We start from the raw sequence: 17,084 nt of genomic DNA, 5'->3' as shown, positions 1-17,084 counted from the left end.
AAGACGGTGCGGATAGCACCGTCAGTATTTAGGTTAAGGAATAAAAATTAATGAGAGTGTTACACGTTTGTTCAGAGTTATATCCTTTATTAAAAACCGGCGGATTAGCAGATGTGATGGGAGCGTTGCCTTTTGCACAAAAAGAAATCGGTATTGATGCTCGAGTTGTGGTTCCCGGTTACCCGGCAATGCTCAATGGAATTGCAAATACGGTTGTCGTGGCGGAATTTGATAATTTTGCAGGTCATGTAGTATTGCGTTACGGGGAATATAACGGAGTAGGAATTTATCTGATTGATGCACCGCATTTATATTGGCGGGAAGGCAACCCTTATCATGATATGTGGTATAACGATTATACGGATAATTATAAGCGCTTTGCGTTATTGGCTTGGGTTGGCGCGGAATTAGCGACCGGTTTGGATTTTTGGTGGCAGGCGCAAGTCGTGCATTCCCACGATTGGCATGCGGGATTAACCGGCGCTTATTTAGCTAATAAAGGACGACCGGTAAAATCGGTATTTACTATCCATAATTTAGCCTATCAGGGCAAATTCTCTCCTTATCATTTATTTGAAATTGGTTTACCGAGCCATATGTATCACGTAGAGGGTTTAGAATTTTATGGCGAAATGTCTTATCTGAAAGCCGGACTTTATTATTCTGATGTCTCTACAGCGGTCAGCCCGACTTATGCCAAAGAAATTACGACACCGGAATTTTCCTACGGTTTACAAGGTTTGTTGAATACCTTGCAATGGCAAGGCAGATTGGTTGGGATTTTAAATGGGGTTGATGCGAAAATTTGGAGTCCAAATCAAGATCCGTATATCGAAGATCATTATCAAATAGATAACCTTAATGGGAAAGCTAAAAATAAAGCCAAATTGCAAGCCCATTTCCAATTGCCACAACAGCCGGATGCGTTATTGTTTGTGATGGTGACTCGTTTAACCGAGCAAAAAGGTGTGGATTTACTGATTGAAAGCGCAGAAGAAATTGTCAACCACGGTGGGCAATTAGTAGTACTGGGATCAGGTGCGCCACATTTGGAACAAGGGCTGTTGTATTTGATGGAGCGTTATCCGCATAATGTGGCTGTAAAAATTGGTTATGATGAAGTCTTATCACATTTAATTATCGCCGGTGGTGATGTGATTTTAGTACCAAGTCGTTTTGAGCCTTGTGGATTGACTCAGCTTTATGGTTTGAAATACGGTACTTTGCCATTGGTGCGTTTAACCGGCGGGTTGGCAGATACCGTGGTGCATTGCACGCAAGAAAATATGGCGGCACATAAAGCGACCGGCTTTGTATTTAATGATGCGGATCGTGGCGGTATGCTATATGCCATAGGTTGTGCATTTGAATTATGGCAAAAACAAGCGCAGTGGGGCGAGATAAGAGCGGTGGCAATGGCACAGGATTTTAGTTGGCAGATTTCCGCCGAACAATATCGTGCCTTGTATCAACGCATTTTATCTATGTAATTGATTTATTAAAGGAATAGCATAATGCGATTAGGTTTAATTATGCATTCCTTTTTTTGTGTAAAAAATATTTAATACAAAATACCATGAAAAAGAGTTGTAATTTTATTCTAAATGCATAAAATTCACTCATTTTTATTGAGGAGCTTACATATTATGACAATGGAAAATTTACATTCTCCATTTTTGTACAATCGTCCGCAGCAAAATACGGGGTCTTTGAAAAAGGCGATTGTTTATAAATTAATTTTTGCCATTGGACGTTCGCCTGAGGAAGCCAGTCAACGGGATTGGTTAAATGCCACCTTATTTGCGGTACGTGATTTAGTCACTGAAGGGTGGATTTCTACCGCCAATGATTATCGTGAGGTAAATAGTCGTCGCGTGTATTACCTTTCTATGGAGTTTTTAATCGGCAGAACCTTATCCAATGCCTTAATTGCTGAAGGGGTTTATGACTTGGCAAAAGAAGCATTAAATGAATTAAATGTCGATTTAGAAGAAATTTTAGAAAAAGAAGTCGATCCTGGTTTGGGCAATGGCGGATTAGGTCGCTTAGCAGCTTGTTTTATGGATTCCATTGCGACGTTAAATATTCCGGCAATTGGTTATGGTATTCGCTATGAATACGGAATGTTCCAACAACATATCGAAGATGGTCGCCAAGTGGAAAAACCGGATGCTTGGTTAGAAAAAGGCGTCGCTTGGGAATTTTTACGTCCTTCAAAACGTTATGTTATTCGTTTCGGTGGACATATTTATTTTGAAGGAAAACGTTGTATTTGGGCGCACTCGGAAGAAATTGCCGCACTTGCGTATGACCAAATGATCCCGGGGTATGCCAATAATGTGTCTTCTACATTGCGATTATGGAGTGCTTATGCTGGCGATTCTTTTAACTTAGCATCTTTTAATAAAGGGGATTATTTCAAAGCCATTGAAAGACGTACGCAATCTGAAAACGTCTCTCGCGTATTATATCCGGATGATTCTACTTGGGCGGGGCGTGAATTGCGCCTTTGCCAAGAATACTTTTTAGTGTCGGCATCATTACAAGATATTATTAAGCGCCATAAACGTGCTAATGACAGTGTGAGAAATTTAGCTGAAAAAGTGGCGATCCATTTAAATGATACCCACCCGGCGTTAGCCATTCCGGAATTGATGCATATTTTAGTGGATCAAGAGAGGTTACAATGGGAAGAAGCATGGGATATTAGTCGTGCGGTTTTCTCTTATACTTGCCATACCTTAATGTCAGAAGCGTTAGAGACTTGGCCGGTAGAAATGATGGCGAAAGTATTGCCACGCCATTTGCAAATTATCTTTGAGATTAACGATTATTTCTTGGAATACGTCAGAACCTATGTGACACAAGATGAAGATTTCGTTCGTCGAGTCTCCTTAATTGAAGAAGGGGAGCAGCGCAAAGTCCGTATGGGATGGCTATCAGTGGTCGGTTCGCATAAAGTCAACGGGGTGGCGGCAATTCATTCCGATTTAATGGTTAGCTCTACCTTTGTTGATTTTGCCCGCATTTATCCGGAACGTTTCACCAATGTGACCAACGGAATTACACCACGTCGCTGGATTGCGGTCGCAAATCCGGACTTATCCGCATTATTCGATCGTTATATCGGCAAAGAATGGCGTAGAGATTTAAGTCTTATTGAAAAATTGAAAGCACATATTAACGAACCGGTATTTAAAGCGGAAATTCCGAAGATAAAATATACCAATAAAGTCAAATTAGCACATTATGTGAAACAAGAATTGGGTATTGACATTGATCCAAATGCTTTGTTTGACGTGCAAGTAAAACGGATTCACGAATATAAACGTCAGATTTTGAACGTGTTGCATATTATCAGTCGCTACAACGACATGTTGGCACATCCGGAAAAAGATTGGACACCGCGCGTGTTTATCTTAGCGGGTAAAGCGGCGTCAGCCTATTATGCGGCAAAACAAACGATTAATTTAATCAATGATGTTGCGCAAGTGATCAATAATAACGGACGTTTACACGGTCGCTTAAAAGTGGTCTTTATTCCAAACTACAGCGTGAGTCTCGCGCAATTAATTATTCCGGCGGCGGATATTTCCGAGCAAATTTCTTTAGCCGGTACAGAGGCTTCCGGTACCGGCAATATGAAATTTGCTTTAAACGGTGCGTTAACCTTGGGAACGTTGGACGGAGCGAATGTTGAAATTTTGCAAAATGTTGGTGAAGATCACATTTTTATTTTCGGTCACAGAGTAGAAGAAGTGGAAGCGTTACGTCGTAACGGTTATACCCCATTTGATATTTACCAAAATGATGAAAGTTTGCGTATGGTTATTGATCAAATTGCATCAGGACGTTTTTCTCCGCAAGATCCAAACCGTTATCAAGATTTACTCAACGGCTTGCGTTACACGGATTATTATCAAGCCTTTGCGGATTTCCGCAGCTATGTGGATGCACAAAAATTAGTAGATGAGAAATATCGTAATCAAGCGGCTTGGGTGGAAAGTGCGATTCAAAATATCGTGAATATGAGTTTCTTCTCATCCGATCGTACGATCAAAGAGTACGCCGAGAAAATTTGGAAAATTAAGCCCTTTAATTAAAAAAGTTGCTTGATTTTCTCCCTAAAAGTGCGGTAGTTTTTTTATAAGTTTTTGCCCATAACGTGATGATGACAATATAGCAAAACTTTCCAAAAAAACACCACACTTTTATTTTGAAAAACGAGATAAGCTATGCAATCCAATGAATTTCTTTCCTCGCTGCTATTTTCTGCCGGCGTGATTTCGCCTATCTTATTGATGTTGTCGATCGGTATTGTTTTGCGTCGTAAAAACGTGATTGACGATAAATTTAGTGAGCAAGCGACGAAACTTATTTTTAATATTACGTTGCCAACCTTACTTTTTTTAATATTTATCAAAATCCTATTGAGCATATCGAAGATCAATTTCGTCTGCTGTCTGCTTGTATCGTCGGGACATTATTGCTATTTACATTGGCGGAGTTGGTGGCGGCAAAATGGGTGAAAGATAAAAAAGAACGCGGCACTTTCGTACAAGGCATTTATCGCAGTAACGCGGGTATTTTAGGGCTGGCTTTTTGTTTTAATGCCTATGGCGATTCGGCATTGGCACCCGCTTCTATTTACAGCGCAGTCGCAGTATTATTATTTAATATTTTGGCGGTGATTACGATCAGCCGATCGTTATCTGATGGTAAGGTTAGCGTGAGTAAGATGTTGGCTAATTTAGTAAAAAACCCCTTAGTGATCAGCATTATACTTGGTTTATTGGCAGTAAATTTACAAATTAGCCTGCCGAAACCGTTGATGACAACCGGCAATTATTTGGCAAATATTACCTTGCCGCTCGCTTTAATTTGTACCGGCGCCAGTATTGATTTTAAAATCCTGTTTAAAACCTCTGATGTTTCTTTGTGGGCGAGTTTAGGACGGGTAATCGTAGCGCCGATTTTTATGGTAGGGATAGGAAAATTATTCGGATTAAGCGAAATGGGCTTAGGAATTATCTTTTTAGTTAATGCCACCCCTATGGCAACTGCCACTTACGCCATGGTTCGTGGCATGGGCGGTAATGCGGTGACGGTTGCCAATATTATCGGACTTACTACGTTCGGATCCATGTTCAGTTCCGCATTTGGGTTAATTATTTTAAAACAAACGGGGTGGATTTAATTACCACCACAAAAATAAACCGATAATAAGCGGCATGGTGATCACGCAAAGCAAGGTAGTGACGCCATAAATTGCGCTGGCTTTATTGGCATTTTGATTAAAAATTAATGCCATTTGGGTGACGGTAGCCGCAGCCGGACTGATGGTGGCGAGAAAACTTATCATGGTAATGGTTTTTCCGTTGGTAACCCATGTTTCAAAGCCGATAAGTTTTATGACTGCAAGCAAACACAGCGGGATAAAAATTAAACGCAAAAAGGTGACTAAATAAATTCGTTTAGAAGAAAAAATAGTTTTAAGCGGAATAGCGGCAATCAGCATTCCGGCAATAAGCATAGAGTTTGGACCGATCATTTGACCGACAGAGGATAAGGTACCGGTGATAATGGCGGGTAATTTGAGATTAAAGGCAAAGAGACTGACACCGATGATAATGGACAGAATATTGACGTTGGTGAAAATATTTTTGAAGCTTAATTTGAATTTTCCGCACAATAAAATGCGACAGTGAGTCCAAAATAAAAAGGTTTGTATTACAATAAAGCAGCTGGCATAAATGACCCATTCTTCGCCGAATAAGGAGGCAACGATAGGAATAATTAAGTTGCCGGAATTAGAATAAATTGACGCCGCTTGTTCAAGGGGATCGAGTTTAAGCAATTTTTTTAATATCCGGCCTAATAAAATCAGTAAAGCGTGTAAAAAGACCGCCATGCCAAGGGAGAGTAACAATCCTTGTAGAATTTGTGGCGTGTAATCAATTTGAAAGGCGTTAATCATTACCGCCGGGCTGATAATATATAACCCGATCACCGAAAGCGGATAGCTGTCTTTCGCGGTTAGGGCTTTGCTTTTCACCAATACATAACCCATTAATACCGCCAGTGTTAATTCAACAATTTTTATTCCGAGTAAAAAGGCAATTTCCATTCTTGTTACCTAAAAAAGAGAATAGAATAATAGTACTGTTTTTTACAACGAATGGGAATAAAAATTCACAGAAAAATGTGCCTCAACAATTGCCAAAATAATGCTCATTAAAGTCTTGATGATGAAAAAATGGAACAGGACGATTGCCTAAAATATATTTTTCCAATCTCGGTGATTTATCCACTACATGTAACGCCAATAAGGCAAGTCCCAAAGAAAAACTATCATTTGCCATATGATCGGTGTCGGCTGTGAGTGCTAAGCTATTAAAAAATAATCGCCCAAAAATTCGATAATTATAAAACTTGCAATCGGCATAAAACCTGTTTTTTAACACGGTTTTATTTTGTGGAACATGATGATCTGAGTGCGCATGATGATTATGGTTTGACATACTTTTCCTTTTTATACTACATTGTGTACCCTAATTAAAAAGGATGAATAAACAGAATAAAGCGATAAGTGCTAGAAGATGAATAAAATTTACGATTTACATTGCCATAGTTCCGCATCGGACGGTTTTTTATCGCCGACAGCGCTGGTTTCACGCGCAGCGGCACAAGGGGTCAATGTGTTGGCATTAACCGATCACGATACAGTGAATGGCTTGGCAGAAGCGCGCTTACAAGCGGAAAAGTTAGGCATTCAGTTGATCAATGGAGTGGAGATTTCTACTGTGTGGGAAAATCGTGCGATTCATGTGGTTGGCTTAGGATTTGATGAAACGCACGAAAAAATGACCGCACTTTTAACCCACCAAGCGGAACTTCGCTATCAAAGAGCGGTCGAAATTGGGCAAAAATTAGAAAAAGCGGGAGTGGCGAATGCGTTTGAAGAAACCAAAAAATTGGCAGATGGTGAAGTCACTCGTGCGCATTATGCTCGTTATTTGGTGCAAATCGGTAAAGTTAGTAGCGAAAATCAAGCCTTTAAAAAATATTTATCACAGGGTAAATCGGCATATGTTAAAACCAATTGGGTGGATATTCCGACCGCCATTGAGATTATTCATCAAGCCGGCGGCGTTGCGGTATTGGCGCATCCGTTGCGTTATACGTTGACGACAAAATGGATTAAACAATTAATTGCATCGTTTAAACAATGGGATGGAGATGCAATTGAAGTCGCCGGTTGCGGTCAAACAAAAGATCAGCGTTTATTGTTGGCGCGCTGGGCGACGGAATATGGGCTGACGGCTTCCGTCGGGTCGGATTTTCATTATCCTTGCGGTTGGGTTGAATTAGGTAAATCGTTACAGCTGCCGGCAGATTGTCGGGCAATTTGGGAGCATGTCGATTTGTCGCCGGAATAAAGTGGGCGAAGATGTCCGCTTTTAGGGACATGATTCATAAGCAATGAAGGATTATTTTTTCGTATAAAGGTTAAGACCTTGGATGAATTCAATAAAGGCTTTGACTTTTGATGTCAAGTGACGACGGTGTGGATAGACTAAATATAAATTCATATCCTGTTGTTGATAATCAGGGAAAAGTTCCACTAATTCACCGGATTGCAGCTCTTCCTCAATAAAAAAGCGCGGGGTGTTGATAATGCCGAGACCGGATTTTGTCATTTCAACCAAGGTTAATCCGTTATTACAAACCAATTTGGACTCAGGTTTGATATTGTAGATTTTATTTTGTTTTTTAAATTCCCAATGAATTTGGTTAGATTTTTTATATAGTAAACAATCGAAGTTTTTTAATTCATCCGGTGTTTTGGGTTGTCCGTATTTTTTAATGTATTTCGGCGAGGCAACCACGTGTTTAGTTGTGGTACCGATTTTTTTAGCAACCAAGGAGCTGTCTTGCAATTGACCGATACGCAAGGCCAGATCAATGCCTTCCGCAACTAAATCCACGACGCGGTCGTTAAATTCAATATCCAAGTGCAGATTGGGATTTTGTTTAATAAACTCAATTAAATTCGGCGCGATAAAACGTAAACCGAAATCGCGAGGAATGGAGACACTAAGGTTGCCTTGCAGCGTAGTGGCGAGGTTGGTAATACTGGATTCGGCATCTTCCAGCTCGTTTAAAATCGGTTGACAGCGTTGGTAATAGATCACGCCGGCTTCAGTGGCAACAATTTTACGGGTGGTTCGTTGCAATAAGCGCGTTTTCAAGTGTTCCTCCAGTTTTGAAACGAGCTTACTTGCCATTGCAACGGAGATATTTTGTTGTGCCGCCGCTTGCGTAAAACTTTGAGTTTCAATCACGCGGCAAAACACAGAAATTGCATTCAGTTTGTCCATTTATGCATCCTTATTAAAAAAATGGTTGACCTATCAGCAGATAGTTAGCAATATATCGGCAATTTTATTAAAAGAAAATAGATTAGGTAAATAAAAAATGAGTAAATCCTTGGTTATTGTGGAATCTCCTGCGAAAGCAAAGACTATTAATAAATATTTAGGCAGTAATTACGTAGTGAAATCCAGTGTCGGGCATATTCGCGATTTGCCGACAGGTAGTGTGACCACGGAAAAAGCCAAACCGGTCTCAAGCAAAGGATTGACAGCAGAACAAAAGCAGGCAATGAAAAGTGAAAAGGAGCGTGCAGCGTTGGTAAAACGCATGGGGATAGATCCTTATCACAATTGGGACGCTAATTATCAAATTTTACCGGGCAAAGAAAAAGTGGTTGCTGAATTGAAGTCTTTGGCTAAAAAGGCAGATCATATTTATCTTGCTACCGACTTGGATAGAGAGGGAGAGGCAATTGCTTGGCATTTGCGTGAAGTGATTGGCGGCGAGGAGTCGCGTTTTCGTCGCGTAGTGTTTAATGAAATTACTAAAAATGCGATTAAGCAAGCTTTTGAAAAACCGGAACATTTAAATATTGATCGGGTAAATGCGCAGCAAACTCGTCGTTTTTTAGATCGCGTAGTGGGATTTATGGTTTCGCCTTTGCTTTGGAAAAAAGTGGCGCGGGGCTTATCTGCCGGGCGAGTTCAATCAGTAGCGGTGAAATTATTAGTAGAGCGTGAGCGCGAAATTAAAGCCTTTAAACCGGAAGAGTTTTGGTTGGTGGATGTTGCGGTAAAAAATGCGAAAAAAGCGGCAATTTGCTTGGAAGTAACGCATTTCGGCGGGAAAAAATTCGAGCCGAAAACCGCGGAACAAGCGCAAAGTGCGGTGAATTTTTTGCAAAAATCCGATTATATCGTCTCTGATTTGGAAACTAAACCGACAAGCTCGAAACCGCGTGCGCCTTTTATCACGTCCACGTTGCAACAAAGCGCGAGTACACGCTTAGGCTTTGGCGTGAAAAAAACCATGATGTTAGCGCAGCGTTTGTATGAAGCCGGTTATATCACCTATATGCGTACAGACAGCACTAACTTAAGTCAAGATGCGCTAAATATGGTGCGTAATTATATTGATCAACAATATGGTCAAGCCTATTTGCCGGAAAAACCGAATTTTTATTCCGGCAAAGCCAATGCGCAAGAAGCGCACGAAGCTATTCGTCCGTCAGATGTGAGCTTAAGTGCAAGTGCGTTGAGCGGAATGGAAAAAGATGCGGTACGCCTGTATGATTTGATTTGGCGTCAATTTGTGGCGTGCCAAATGCCGGCGGCGCAATATGACAACACAACCTTAACGGTGAATGCCGGCGAATATGAATTGAAAGCGAAAGGGCGAATTTTACGTTTTGACGGTTGGACGAAAGTCTTGCCGCAATCCGGCAAAAATCCGGAAGATCAAGAGTTACCGGCAGTACAATTAGGCGAAAAATTAGCGTTGGATAAGGTTGATCCGCAACGGCATTTTACTAAACCGCCGGCGCGTTTTACGGAAGCGGCGTTAGTAAAAGAATTGGAAAAACGTGGTATCGGGCGTCCGTCCACTTATGCAGCGATTATTTCGACGATCCAAGAGCGCGGTTATGTACGCGTAGAAAATCGTCGTTTTTATGCGGAAAAAATGGGCGAAATTGTTACCGATCGTTTAAATCAATCCTTTGCGGATTTGATGAGCTACGATTTTACTGCCAATATGGAAGATATTTTAGACCAAATTGCGAATGGCAAAAAAGATTGGAAAACAGAATTAAATCAATTTTTTAGCGATTTTTCCCAACGCTTGAGTAAAGCGGAATTAGATGAGTTGGAGGGCGGGATGAAACCGAATAGTTTGGTGTTGACCGATATTCAATGTCCGACTTGTTCGCGTCCAATGGCAATTCGTACCGCCGGTACCGGTGTATTTTTAGGCTGTTCCGGTTATGCGTTGCCGCCAAAAGAGCGGTGTAAAACAACGATAAATTTAATACCGGAAGCCGAATTGTTGAACGTATTGGATGAGTCTTCTGAAACCAAGGCGTTAATGGAGCGTAAACGCTGTCCGAAATGTAATACCGCCATGGATAGCTATTTGATTGATGCTCATCGTAAGCTGCATATTTGTGGGAATAATCCGAATTGTGACGGATATGTAGTGGAGCAGGGGGAATATAAAATTAAAGGCTATGATGGACCGGTAGTGGAATGTGACAAGTGCGGCGCGGATATGCATTTGAAACTCGGACGTTTCGGCAAATATATGGCGTGTACGCAATGCGATAATACCCGTAAGATTTTGAAAAATGGGGAAGTTGCACCGCCAAAAGAAGAACCGGTACATTTTCCTGAGTTAAAATGTGAAAAATCGGATGCCTATTTTGTTTTACGTGATGGTGCGAGCGGGGTGTTTATGTCGGCGCATAATTTCCCGAAATCGCGCGAAACGCGGGTGGCAAAAGTATCGGAATTAGCACAATATCGTGATCGTTTGCCGGAAAAATTGCGCTATCTTGCACAGGCGCCTCAATTTGATCCGGAAGGTAATGAAGCCATTATTCGTTTCAGTCGTAAAGAAAAACGGCAATATGTTACTTCGGAGAAAAATGGCAAAGCGACTAAATGGATCGTGAATTATATTGATGGGAAATGGGTAATGAAATAATTCTCTGATTTAAAGAAAAGTGCGGTGAAAAAAATAACATATTTTTGACCTCACTTTGAGGATAAAAAAGGCTAAAACCATGGGGTTTAGCCTTTGTTGTTTGGATTATCGACTATTGTGTCGCTTGGATAGCGGTTAAGGCGATAGTATAAACAATATCGTCAACCAAAGCACCGCGTGACAAGTCGTTTACCGGTTTGCGCATACCTTGTAACATTGGTCCGATAGAAACCAAGTCCGCAGAACGTTGCACCGCTTTATACGTGGTATTACCGGTATTCAAATCAGGGAAGATGAATACGGTGGCTTTACCTGCAACCGGTGAATTTGGCGCTTTAGAACGCGCTACGTCTTCCATTACTGCGGCGTCATATTGTAACGGACCGTCGATCAGTAAATCCGGACGTTTTTCTTTGGCAATACGGGTCGCTTCTTTCACTTTTTCTACATCCGCGCCGCTACCTGAAGTACCGGTAGAGTAGGAAATCATTGCTACTTTCGGATCGATACCGAATGCTTTAGCGGAATCGGCAGATTGAATAGCGATTTCGGCTAATTGTTCTGCGCTCGGATCCGGGTTCACCGCACAGTCACCGTAAACCAACACTTGATCCGGTAAGAGCATAAAGAAGATCGAAGAAACAATGGAGTTACCCGGTGCAGTTTTGATGATTTGCATTGGTGGACGAATAGTGTTGGCAGTAGTGTGAACTGCGCCGGAGACCAAACCGTCCACTTCATTTGCTTCCAACATCATGGTACCAAGAACTACGGTATCTTCTAATTGTTCACGCGCCGCTTCTTCGGTCATGCCTTTATTTTTACGCAATTCAACTAAGCGTTCTACGTAGTTTTCGCGTACGGTAACCGGATCGATCACTGTAATACCCGAGCCAAGTTGTACACCTTGAGCATCTGCAACGCGTTTAACATCCGCTGGGTTGGCTAATAATACACATTCTGCGATACCGCGCTCAGCACAAAGTGAGGCGGCTTTGATAGTTCGTGGTTCATCCCCTTCCGGTAACACAATACGTTTTTTAGCACTGCGTGCCAATTCAGTTAATTGGAAACGGAACGCCGGAGGAGAAAGACGACGAGAACGAGAAGAAGCTGCGACGATACTATTGATAAAGTCAGCATCAAATTGTTGGCTGGTGTATTGTTTGATATTTTCAATACGTTCCTTATCGTCAACCGGAACTTCCAAGTTAAAACTTTGTAAACTTAATGCAGTTTGCCAGGTGTTTCCTTCGATACGGAAAATTGGTAAACCGGTGCTTTCAAAGGTTGAGCAGCAAAGTTTTTGGATTTGATTGTCGATACGATAGCCGCCGGTTAATAATACGCCGCCCAATTCAATACCGTTTTTAGAGGCTAATGCTGCGGCAACTAATACATCCGGACGATCGGCAGATGTAACAAGCAAGCTACCGGTACGGAAATGTTCTACCATATTGGGCAAGGATCTGGCACAGAATGTGATACTACGAATACGGCGGGTTTTGATTTCACCTTCGTTGATGATGCTGGCACTTAAATGATTTACTAAATCAATAGCACGTGTGGCGATTAATTCCGCATTCCAAGTGATACAGGCAAGCACGTTAATCGGGCTTTTTTCGAATAATTTATACACTTCCGATACATTGTTATGGCTATGTTGGTAAGCATCAAAAATTTCGCTAAGATCCGGACGGGTACGACCTGATTCGTCAATTGGAGCATTAAATTTATTGATGACCACACCCAATAAATTTGGATTATGTTTACCGCCAAATTGAGAGGCTGCCGCTTCAATACGTTCTTTTAATTCCGCCGGCGTTTCGGTTGTCGGTGCGGCAACAAGAATAATTTCCGCATCTAAGGCTTGTGCAATTTCATAGTTAATGCTGTTCGCATAGCTATGTTTACGGGTTGGAATTAAACCTTCAACTACAACGATTTCATTGTTTTTAGCTAGGATTTGATGATTTTCAACGATTTTTTCTAATAATATGTCGGATTGATTTTGACCGATCAGGCTTTCGGCAACACTCAACATAAAAGGTTCGGCAGTTTCAATCGCTGTGCTGGTACGGATAATTGAAGTGGTACGATCCAATTTATCTTCGTCGGTGTTCGGTTGAGAAATCGGTTTCATAAAGCCGATTTTAGTCCCTTTTTCTTCTAAAGAACGGATTAAACCAAGACTGACGCTGGTTAATCCTACACCGGCACTGATAGGAATAAGAATAATGGTACGTGACATAATAAACCTTATTTATCTTTGATGAAAAGAAAACTGCCGAATAATCTCGGCAGTCTGTTTTTATTATTTGATACAGAGACGTGCTGTATCTTGAGCAATTACTAATTCTTCATTAGTTGGAATAACCATTGCTACTGGCGTATTATCTGTAGTAATGATGCCTTCATTACCAAAACGCGCGGCTAAGTTTTTCTCATTATCAATGCTGTAACCGAATAATTTTAAGTGATTCAAGGTGATTTCACGAACGTGAGCCGAGTTTTCGCCGATACCGCCGGTAAATACGATAGCATCTAAACGTTCGCCGATAACCGCCATGTAAGAACCGATATATTTCGCTAAACGGTAGCAGTAAACATCTAATGCACGACGTGCCGGAACACGTAAAGATTCATCTTCGTTGTCGTAGTTGTCTTCTGCAAAGCGACAGTCGCTGGTTACCTCAGTTAAGCCTAAAAGACCGGATTTTTTAGTTAAGGTAGTGTTGATTTCATCCACTGACATGCCTAATGTATCGTGCATATAGAATACGATTGCCGGATCAATATCGCCGGAACGGGTACCCATCACCAAACCTTCTAATGGCGTTAACCCCATGGAAGTATCAATACATTCACCGTGACGAACCGCAGAAACGGAACCGCCGTTACCCAAGTGACAAGTAATGACATTAACTTTATCTTCTGCTACGCCTAAACGTTTTGCGGCTTCGCGGCTAATGAAGTAGTGGCTGGTACCATGTGCACCGTAACGACGAACGCCATGTTCTCTATATAATGAGTATGGAAGTGCATATAAGAATGCTTCTTCAGGCATTGTGGTGTGGAATGCGGTATCGAATACTGCCACATTTTTATCTTTTAAATGTGGGAACATTTTGAACGCTTCTTGAATACCGATTAAGTGCGCCGGATTGTGAAGCGGTGCAAATTGGATTGCATCTTCAATCCCTTTAACAACATCATCATTAATCACGACGGAGGATGTGAATTTTTCACCACCGTGAACAATACGGTGACCGATAGCAACGATATCCTCTTTTAATGACGGATCTAATGGAAAAATGTGATTAACAATAAATGCTAAGGCTTCACTGTGAGCAGCACCTGCACCTAAATCGGCATTTCCCTTTTCACCGTGCAATTTCCATTTAATACGTGCGTCATCTAAATGGAATGCTTCAGCTAAGCCGGATAGTTTTTCATCACCGGAAATGGGATCTAAAATGGAAAATTTTAATGAGGAACTACCGCAGTTGAGGATGAGAACTAACTTTTGAGACATACATAACCTATATTTTTGATTAATGTTAAACGAAACTCGTTCAATATGTAAAACCGAACGAATATGTTGGTAAAATCTAAAACCTCTATAGAATACACTTTTCAGCGAATAAAATAAATTAAGAACCGCAAAAAATGCGTATTTTATCAAAAAAAATATCAAAAATTCAAAAAAAATTATAACTCTATTGGATTTGAATGCCTAAATTTAGGCTGATTTTACTCTGAAAAATATGTTATGGTGTAACAAATTGTCATCACTAAGGATCAACATGAGTTTTTTCTCCACCTTAAAACAAGGGCAGCGTTATTTAACTACTTGGGTATTAAAAGATAAATTAGGCATGATTTTTCCGGAAAACCGCGTTATCAAGGCGACCGTGTTTGCGCAAAAATTTATGCCATTTGTGGCGGTATTTTCCATAGTATGGCAACAGCTTTACATGAAATCTGCTTATTTCGCCTTAGTTATCGCTATTTTGACCGCACTTTTTTCACTTTGTCTGCCATTACAAGGCTTATATTGGTTAGGAAAACGGGCGCAAACGCCATTATCCGCAGGGACTGTACAATGGTTTGCGAAAATTTATACGCAAGTTCATGCGCAGGATGATACGCTATTTCCTTATCCCGAAAAGCCGACGTATTACGATTTAGCCTGTTTATTGCGCAAAGCCGAGCAGAAATTGCCGCCGAGTTTTTGGGATGAAATATAGGCAGAGAATAATGAAGAAAAGTATCACTGCAAACTTGCTTGGTTTGCAGTGAGCCGGACAAATTATTTCTCGTTTTTGATACTGGAGAAAATATTCGCTAAGATTGGACCGGAGATATTGTGCCAAAAGCTAAATACTGCACTTGGTACTGCCGCAATCGGATTGAAATGCGCCGCCGCTAATGCTGCACCTAAACCGGAGTTTTGCATTCCTACCTCAATAGAAACCGCTTTACTGTCTGCGGTGTTTAATGTAAAGAGTTTGGCAAAGCCGAACCCAAGCAGATAGCCTAAACAGTTGTGTAAGATGACAATGATAAAAATTAATAATCCTGATTCGATAATTTTATCTTTACTAACCGCGACCACTGCCGACAAGATCAATACAATAGCAATTACTGAAAGCAGCGGCATGGTTTGGCTGAGTTCGGCAATTTTGTTTTTAAATAAGGCTCTTACCGCTAATCCTAGGAAAATGGGGAATAATACCATCTGTAATACCGACATAAACATAGCCGAAGCGTTAATATCCAACCATTGGCTGGCTAAGACGTAGAAAATTGCAGGGGTTAAAAGTGGCGAAAGCAAGGTGGAAATTGTTGTACAAGCAACGGATAAGGCGGTGTTTCCTTTGGCTAAATAGGTCATCACATTAGATGAAGTACCGCCTGGGCAAGATCCAACCAAGATCACGCCAATAGCCAATTCCGCCGGAAGATTAAAACCGGTTGCCAGCGCAAACGCGATAAGCGGCATAATCACAAATTGTCCGATAACACCGATAACCACCGCTTTTGGATGTTTCAAGACTTCACCGAAATCATTAAAGGTCAAGGTAATTCCCATACCGAACATTACAATGCCCAACAGATAAGGAATTAAGCGACTAAATACGACAAAATATTGCGGAAATTGAAAGGCTAAAAACGCGAACAGCAATACCCACAAGGCGAAGGTTTTACTGATAAATTGAGTGAATTTTAATAGTGTTTGCATGAATTATCCTTAAAAATCTATTTTAATATTTGAAAAAAATAACATAAAAAAGATTTATTGCAATACGGATTAGGGAGGATGTTTTATTTATCCATGAAAGCGTATTCCAACTTTGCCGCTAAATTGTGGTATAGTGTAGCCCTTTTTTATTAACCGACGAGTTTGAAAAACCGCAATTTCTACTACGCAAACGTTTTCGTTTTTTGTTAGAATAGCGCGGTCGAAAAAATGCGTCTTTTTTAGAGATGATGTAATGGATAGTTATATTGACCTCATTATTATTGGTATCATTGCCTTTTCTATGATTGTCAGTTTGTTACGTGGATTTGTGCGTGAAGTGATGTCGTTAGCCAGCTGGGTAGTTGCATTTTTGGTGGCAAATAATTTTTACCCTTATCTTGCCAATTATTTAACTCAAATTCAATCCGAGTACTTGCGGGATGGGGCGGCGATTGCGATTTTGTTTATTGCCACATTGATTATTGGCGCCATTGTCAATTATGTGATTAGCCAATTAGTGGATAAAACGGGGCTAAGCGGTACCGATCGGGTGTTAGGCGCTTGTTTCGGTTTGTTGCGCGGCGTACTTATCGTGGCGGCGTTACTATTCTTTGTCGATACATTTACGAATTTCAGCCAAAGTGACTGGTGGAAAAACTCCAAATTAATACCGCACTTTGGGTTTATTGTTGAGTGGTTTTTTCAACAATTAAAAGAAAATTCAAGTTTACTTAATTCACCGTTAAAATAGAGGATCAATCCA

General features: G+C 40.9%; 12 protein-coding genes and 1 pseudogene. 7 read left to right on the top strand and 6 right to left on the bottom strand.

Features of this window, described 5'->3' with window-relative positions; translation table 11 throughout:
• Nucleotides 1–50: 50 nt before the first annotated feature.
• The 3 genes and pseudogenes from glgA to CFY87_RS09070 all read left to right on the top strand — a co-directional run bounded on the left by glgA (nucleotide 51) and on the right by CFY87_RS09070 (nucleotide 5,197).
• Nucleotides 51–1,490: a glycogen synthase GlgA gene (gene glgA, locus CFY87_RS09080; protein WP_094946865.1), complete on the top strand. Its 1,440-nt coding sequence runs from the start codon at nucleotides 51–53 to the stop codon at nucleotides 1,488–1,490.
• Nucleotides 1,491–1,646: 156 nt separating this feature from the next.
• Nucleotides 1,647–4,103, top strand: a complete 2,457-nt coding sequence (locus CFY87_RS09075; protein WP_094946864.1) for a glycogen/starch/alpha-glucan phosphorylase — start codon at nucleotides 1,647–1,649, stop codon at nucleotides 4,101–4,103.
• Nucleotides 4,104–4,235: 132 nt separating this feature from the next.
• Nucleotides 4,236–5,197, top strand: a pseudogene (locus tag CFY87_RS09070) (AEC family transporter).
• On the opposite strand, the gene CFY87_RS09065 reads toward CFY87_RS09070, so the two are convergent.
• Both CFY87_RS09065 and CFY87_RS09060 read right to left on the bottom strand, forming a co-directional pair.
• Complete coding sequence (locus CFY87_RS09065) at nucleotides 5,198–6,127, bottom strand: AEC family transporter (RefSeq protein WP_094946863.1); 930 nt, start codon at nucleotides 6,125–6,127, stop codon at nucleotides 5,198–5,200. It lies immediately after the preceding pseudogene.
• 82 nt (nucleotides 6,128–6,209) lie between these two features.
• Nucleotides 6,210–6,521, bottom strand: coding sequence for a hypothetical protein (locus CFY87_RS09060; RefSeq protein WP_094946862.1), 312 nt, complete (start codon nucleotides 6,519–6,521; stop codon nucleotides 6,210–6,212).
• A gap of 78 nt (nucleotides 6,522–6,599) precedes the next feature.
• Here CFY87_RS09060 and rnm point away from each other — a divergent pair, with 78 nt between their 5' ends.
• On the top strand, nucleotides 6,600–7,439 hold the full coding sequence (rnm, locus tag CFY87_RS09055; protein WP_094946861.1) for an RNase RNM: 840 nt from the start codon (nucleotides 6,600–6,602) through the stop codon (nucleotides 7,437–7,439).
• 51 nt (nucleotides 7,440–7,490) lie between these two features.
• Here rnm and CFY87_RS09050 read toward each other — a convergent pair whose 3' ends face one another.
• Nucleotides 7,491–8,381 (bottom strand): LysR family transcriptional regulator, encoded by an 891-nt coding sequence (locus CFY87_RS09050; RefSeq protein WP_094946860.1) that lies wholly within the window; start codon nucleotides 8,379–8,381, stop codon nucleotides 7,491–7,493.
• Nucleotides 8,382–8,478: 97 nt separating this feature from the next.
• Here CFY87_RS09050 and topA point away from each other — a divergent pair, with 97 nt between their 5' ends.
• Nucleotides 8,479–11,076 carry a type I DNA topoisomerase gene (gene topA, locus CFY87_RS09045; RefSeq protein WP_094946859.1) on the top strand — a complete coding sequence of 866 codons (2,598 nt, stop codon included), beginning with the start codon at nucleotides 8,479–8,481 and terminating at the stop codon, nucleotides 11,074–11,076.
• 112 nt (nucleotides 11,077–11,188) lie between these two features.
• Here topA and pta read toward each other — a convergent pair whose 3' ends face one another.
• Both pta and CFY87_RS09035 read right to left on the bottom strand, forming a co-directional pair.
• Nucleotides 11,189–13,327 (bottom strand): phosphate acetyltransferase, encoded by a 2,139-nt coding sequence (gene pta, locus CFY87_RS09040; protein WP_094946858.1) that lies wholly within the window; start codon nucleotides 13,325–13,327, stop codon nucleotides 11,189–11,191.
• Between the two features lie 63 nt (nucleotides 13,328–13,390).
• On the bottom strand, nucleotides 13,391–14,611 hold the full coding sequence (locus CFY87_RS09035) for an acetate kinase (RefSeq protein ID WP_094946857.1): 1,221 nt from the start codon (nucleotides 14,609–14,611) through the stop codon (nucleotides 13,391–13,393).
• Between the two features lie 271 nt (nucleotides 14,612–14,882).
• On the opposite strand from CFY87_RS09035, the gene yfbV reads away from it, so the two are divergent.
• Nucleotides 14,883–15,326 (top strand): terminus macrodomain insulation protein YfbV, encoded by a 444-nt coding sequence (gene yfbV / locus CFY87_RS09030; RefSeq protein WP_094946856.1) that lies wholly within the window; start codon nucleotides 14,883–14,885, stop codon nucleotides 15,324–15,326.
• A 62-nt stretch (nucleotides 15,327–15,388) separates the two neighbouring features.
• Here yfbV and CFY87_RS09025 read toward each other — a convergent pair whose 3' ends face one another.
• Entirely contained in the window at nucleotides 15,389–16,321 is a 933-nt protein-coding gene (locus CFY87_RS09025) for a bile acid:sodium symporter family protein (RefSeq protein ID WP_094946855.1), read from the bottom strand.
• 253 nt (nucleotides 16,322–16,574) lie between these two features.
• Between CFY87_RS09025 and CFY87_RS09020 the strand changes: the two genes are divergently transcribed.
• A complete protein-coding gene (locus tag CFY87_RS09020) occupies nucleotides 16,575–17,072 on the top strand; it encodes a CvpA family protein (RefSeq protein ID WP_094946854.1) in 498 nt (165 codons plus the stop codon).
• Nucleotides 17,073–17,084: the final 12 nt, after the last annotated feature.

The sequence above is a fragment of the Actinobacillus seminis genome (assembly GCF_002263215.1).
GTDB classification, from domain to species: domain Bacteria; phylum Pseudomonadota; class Gammaproteobacteria; order Enterobacterales; family Pasteurellaceae; genus Actinobacillus_B; species Actinobacillus_B seminis.
Note: the sequence above shows the minus strand (reverse complement) of the source record. Positions and strands in the feature narration are given on the sequence as shown.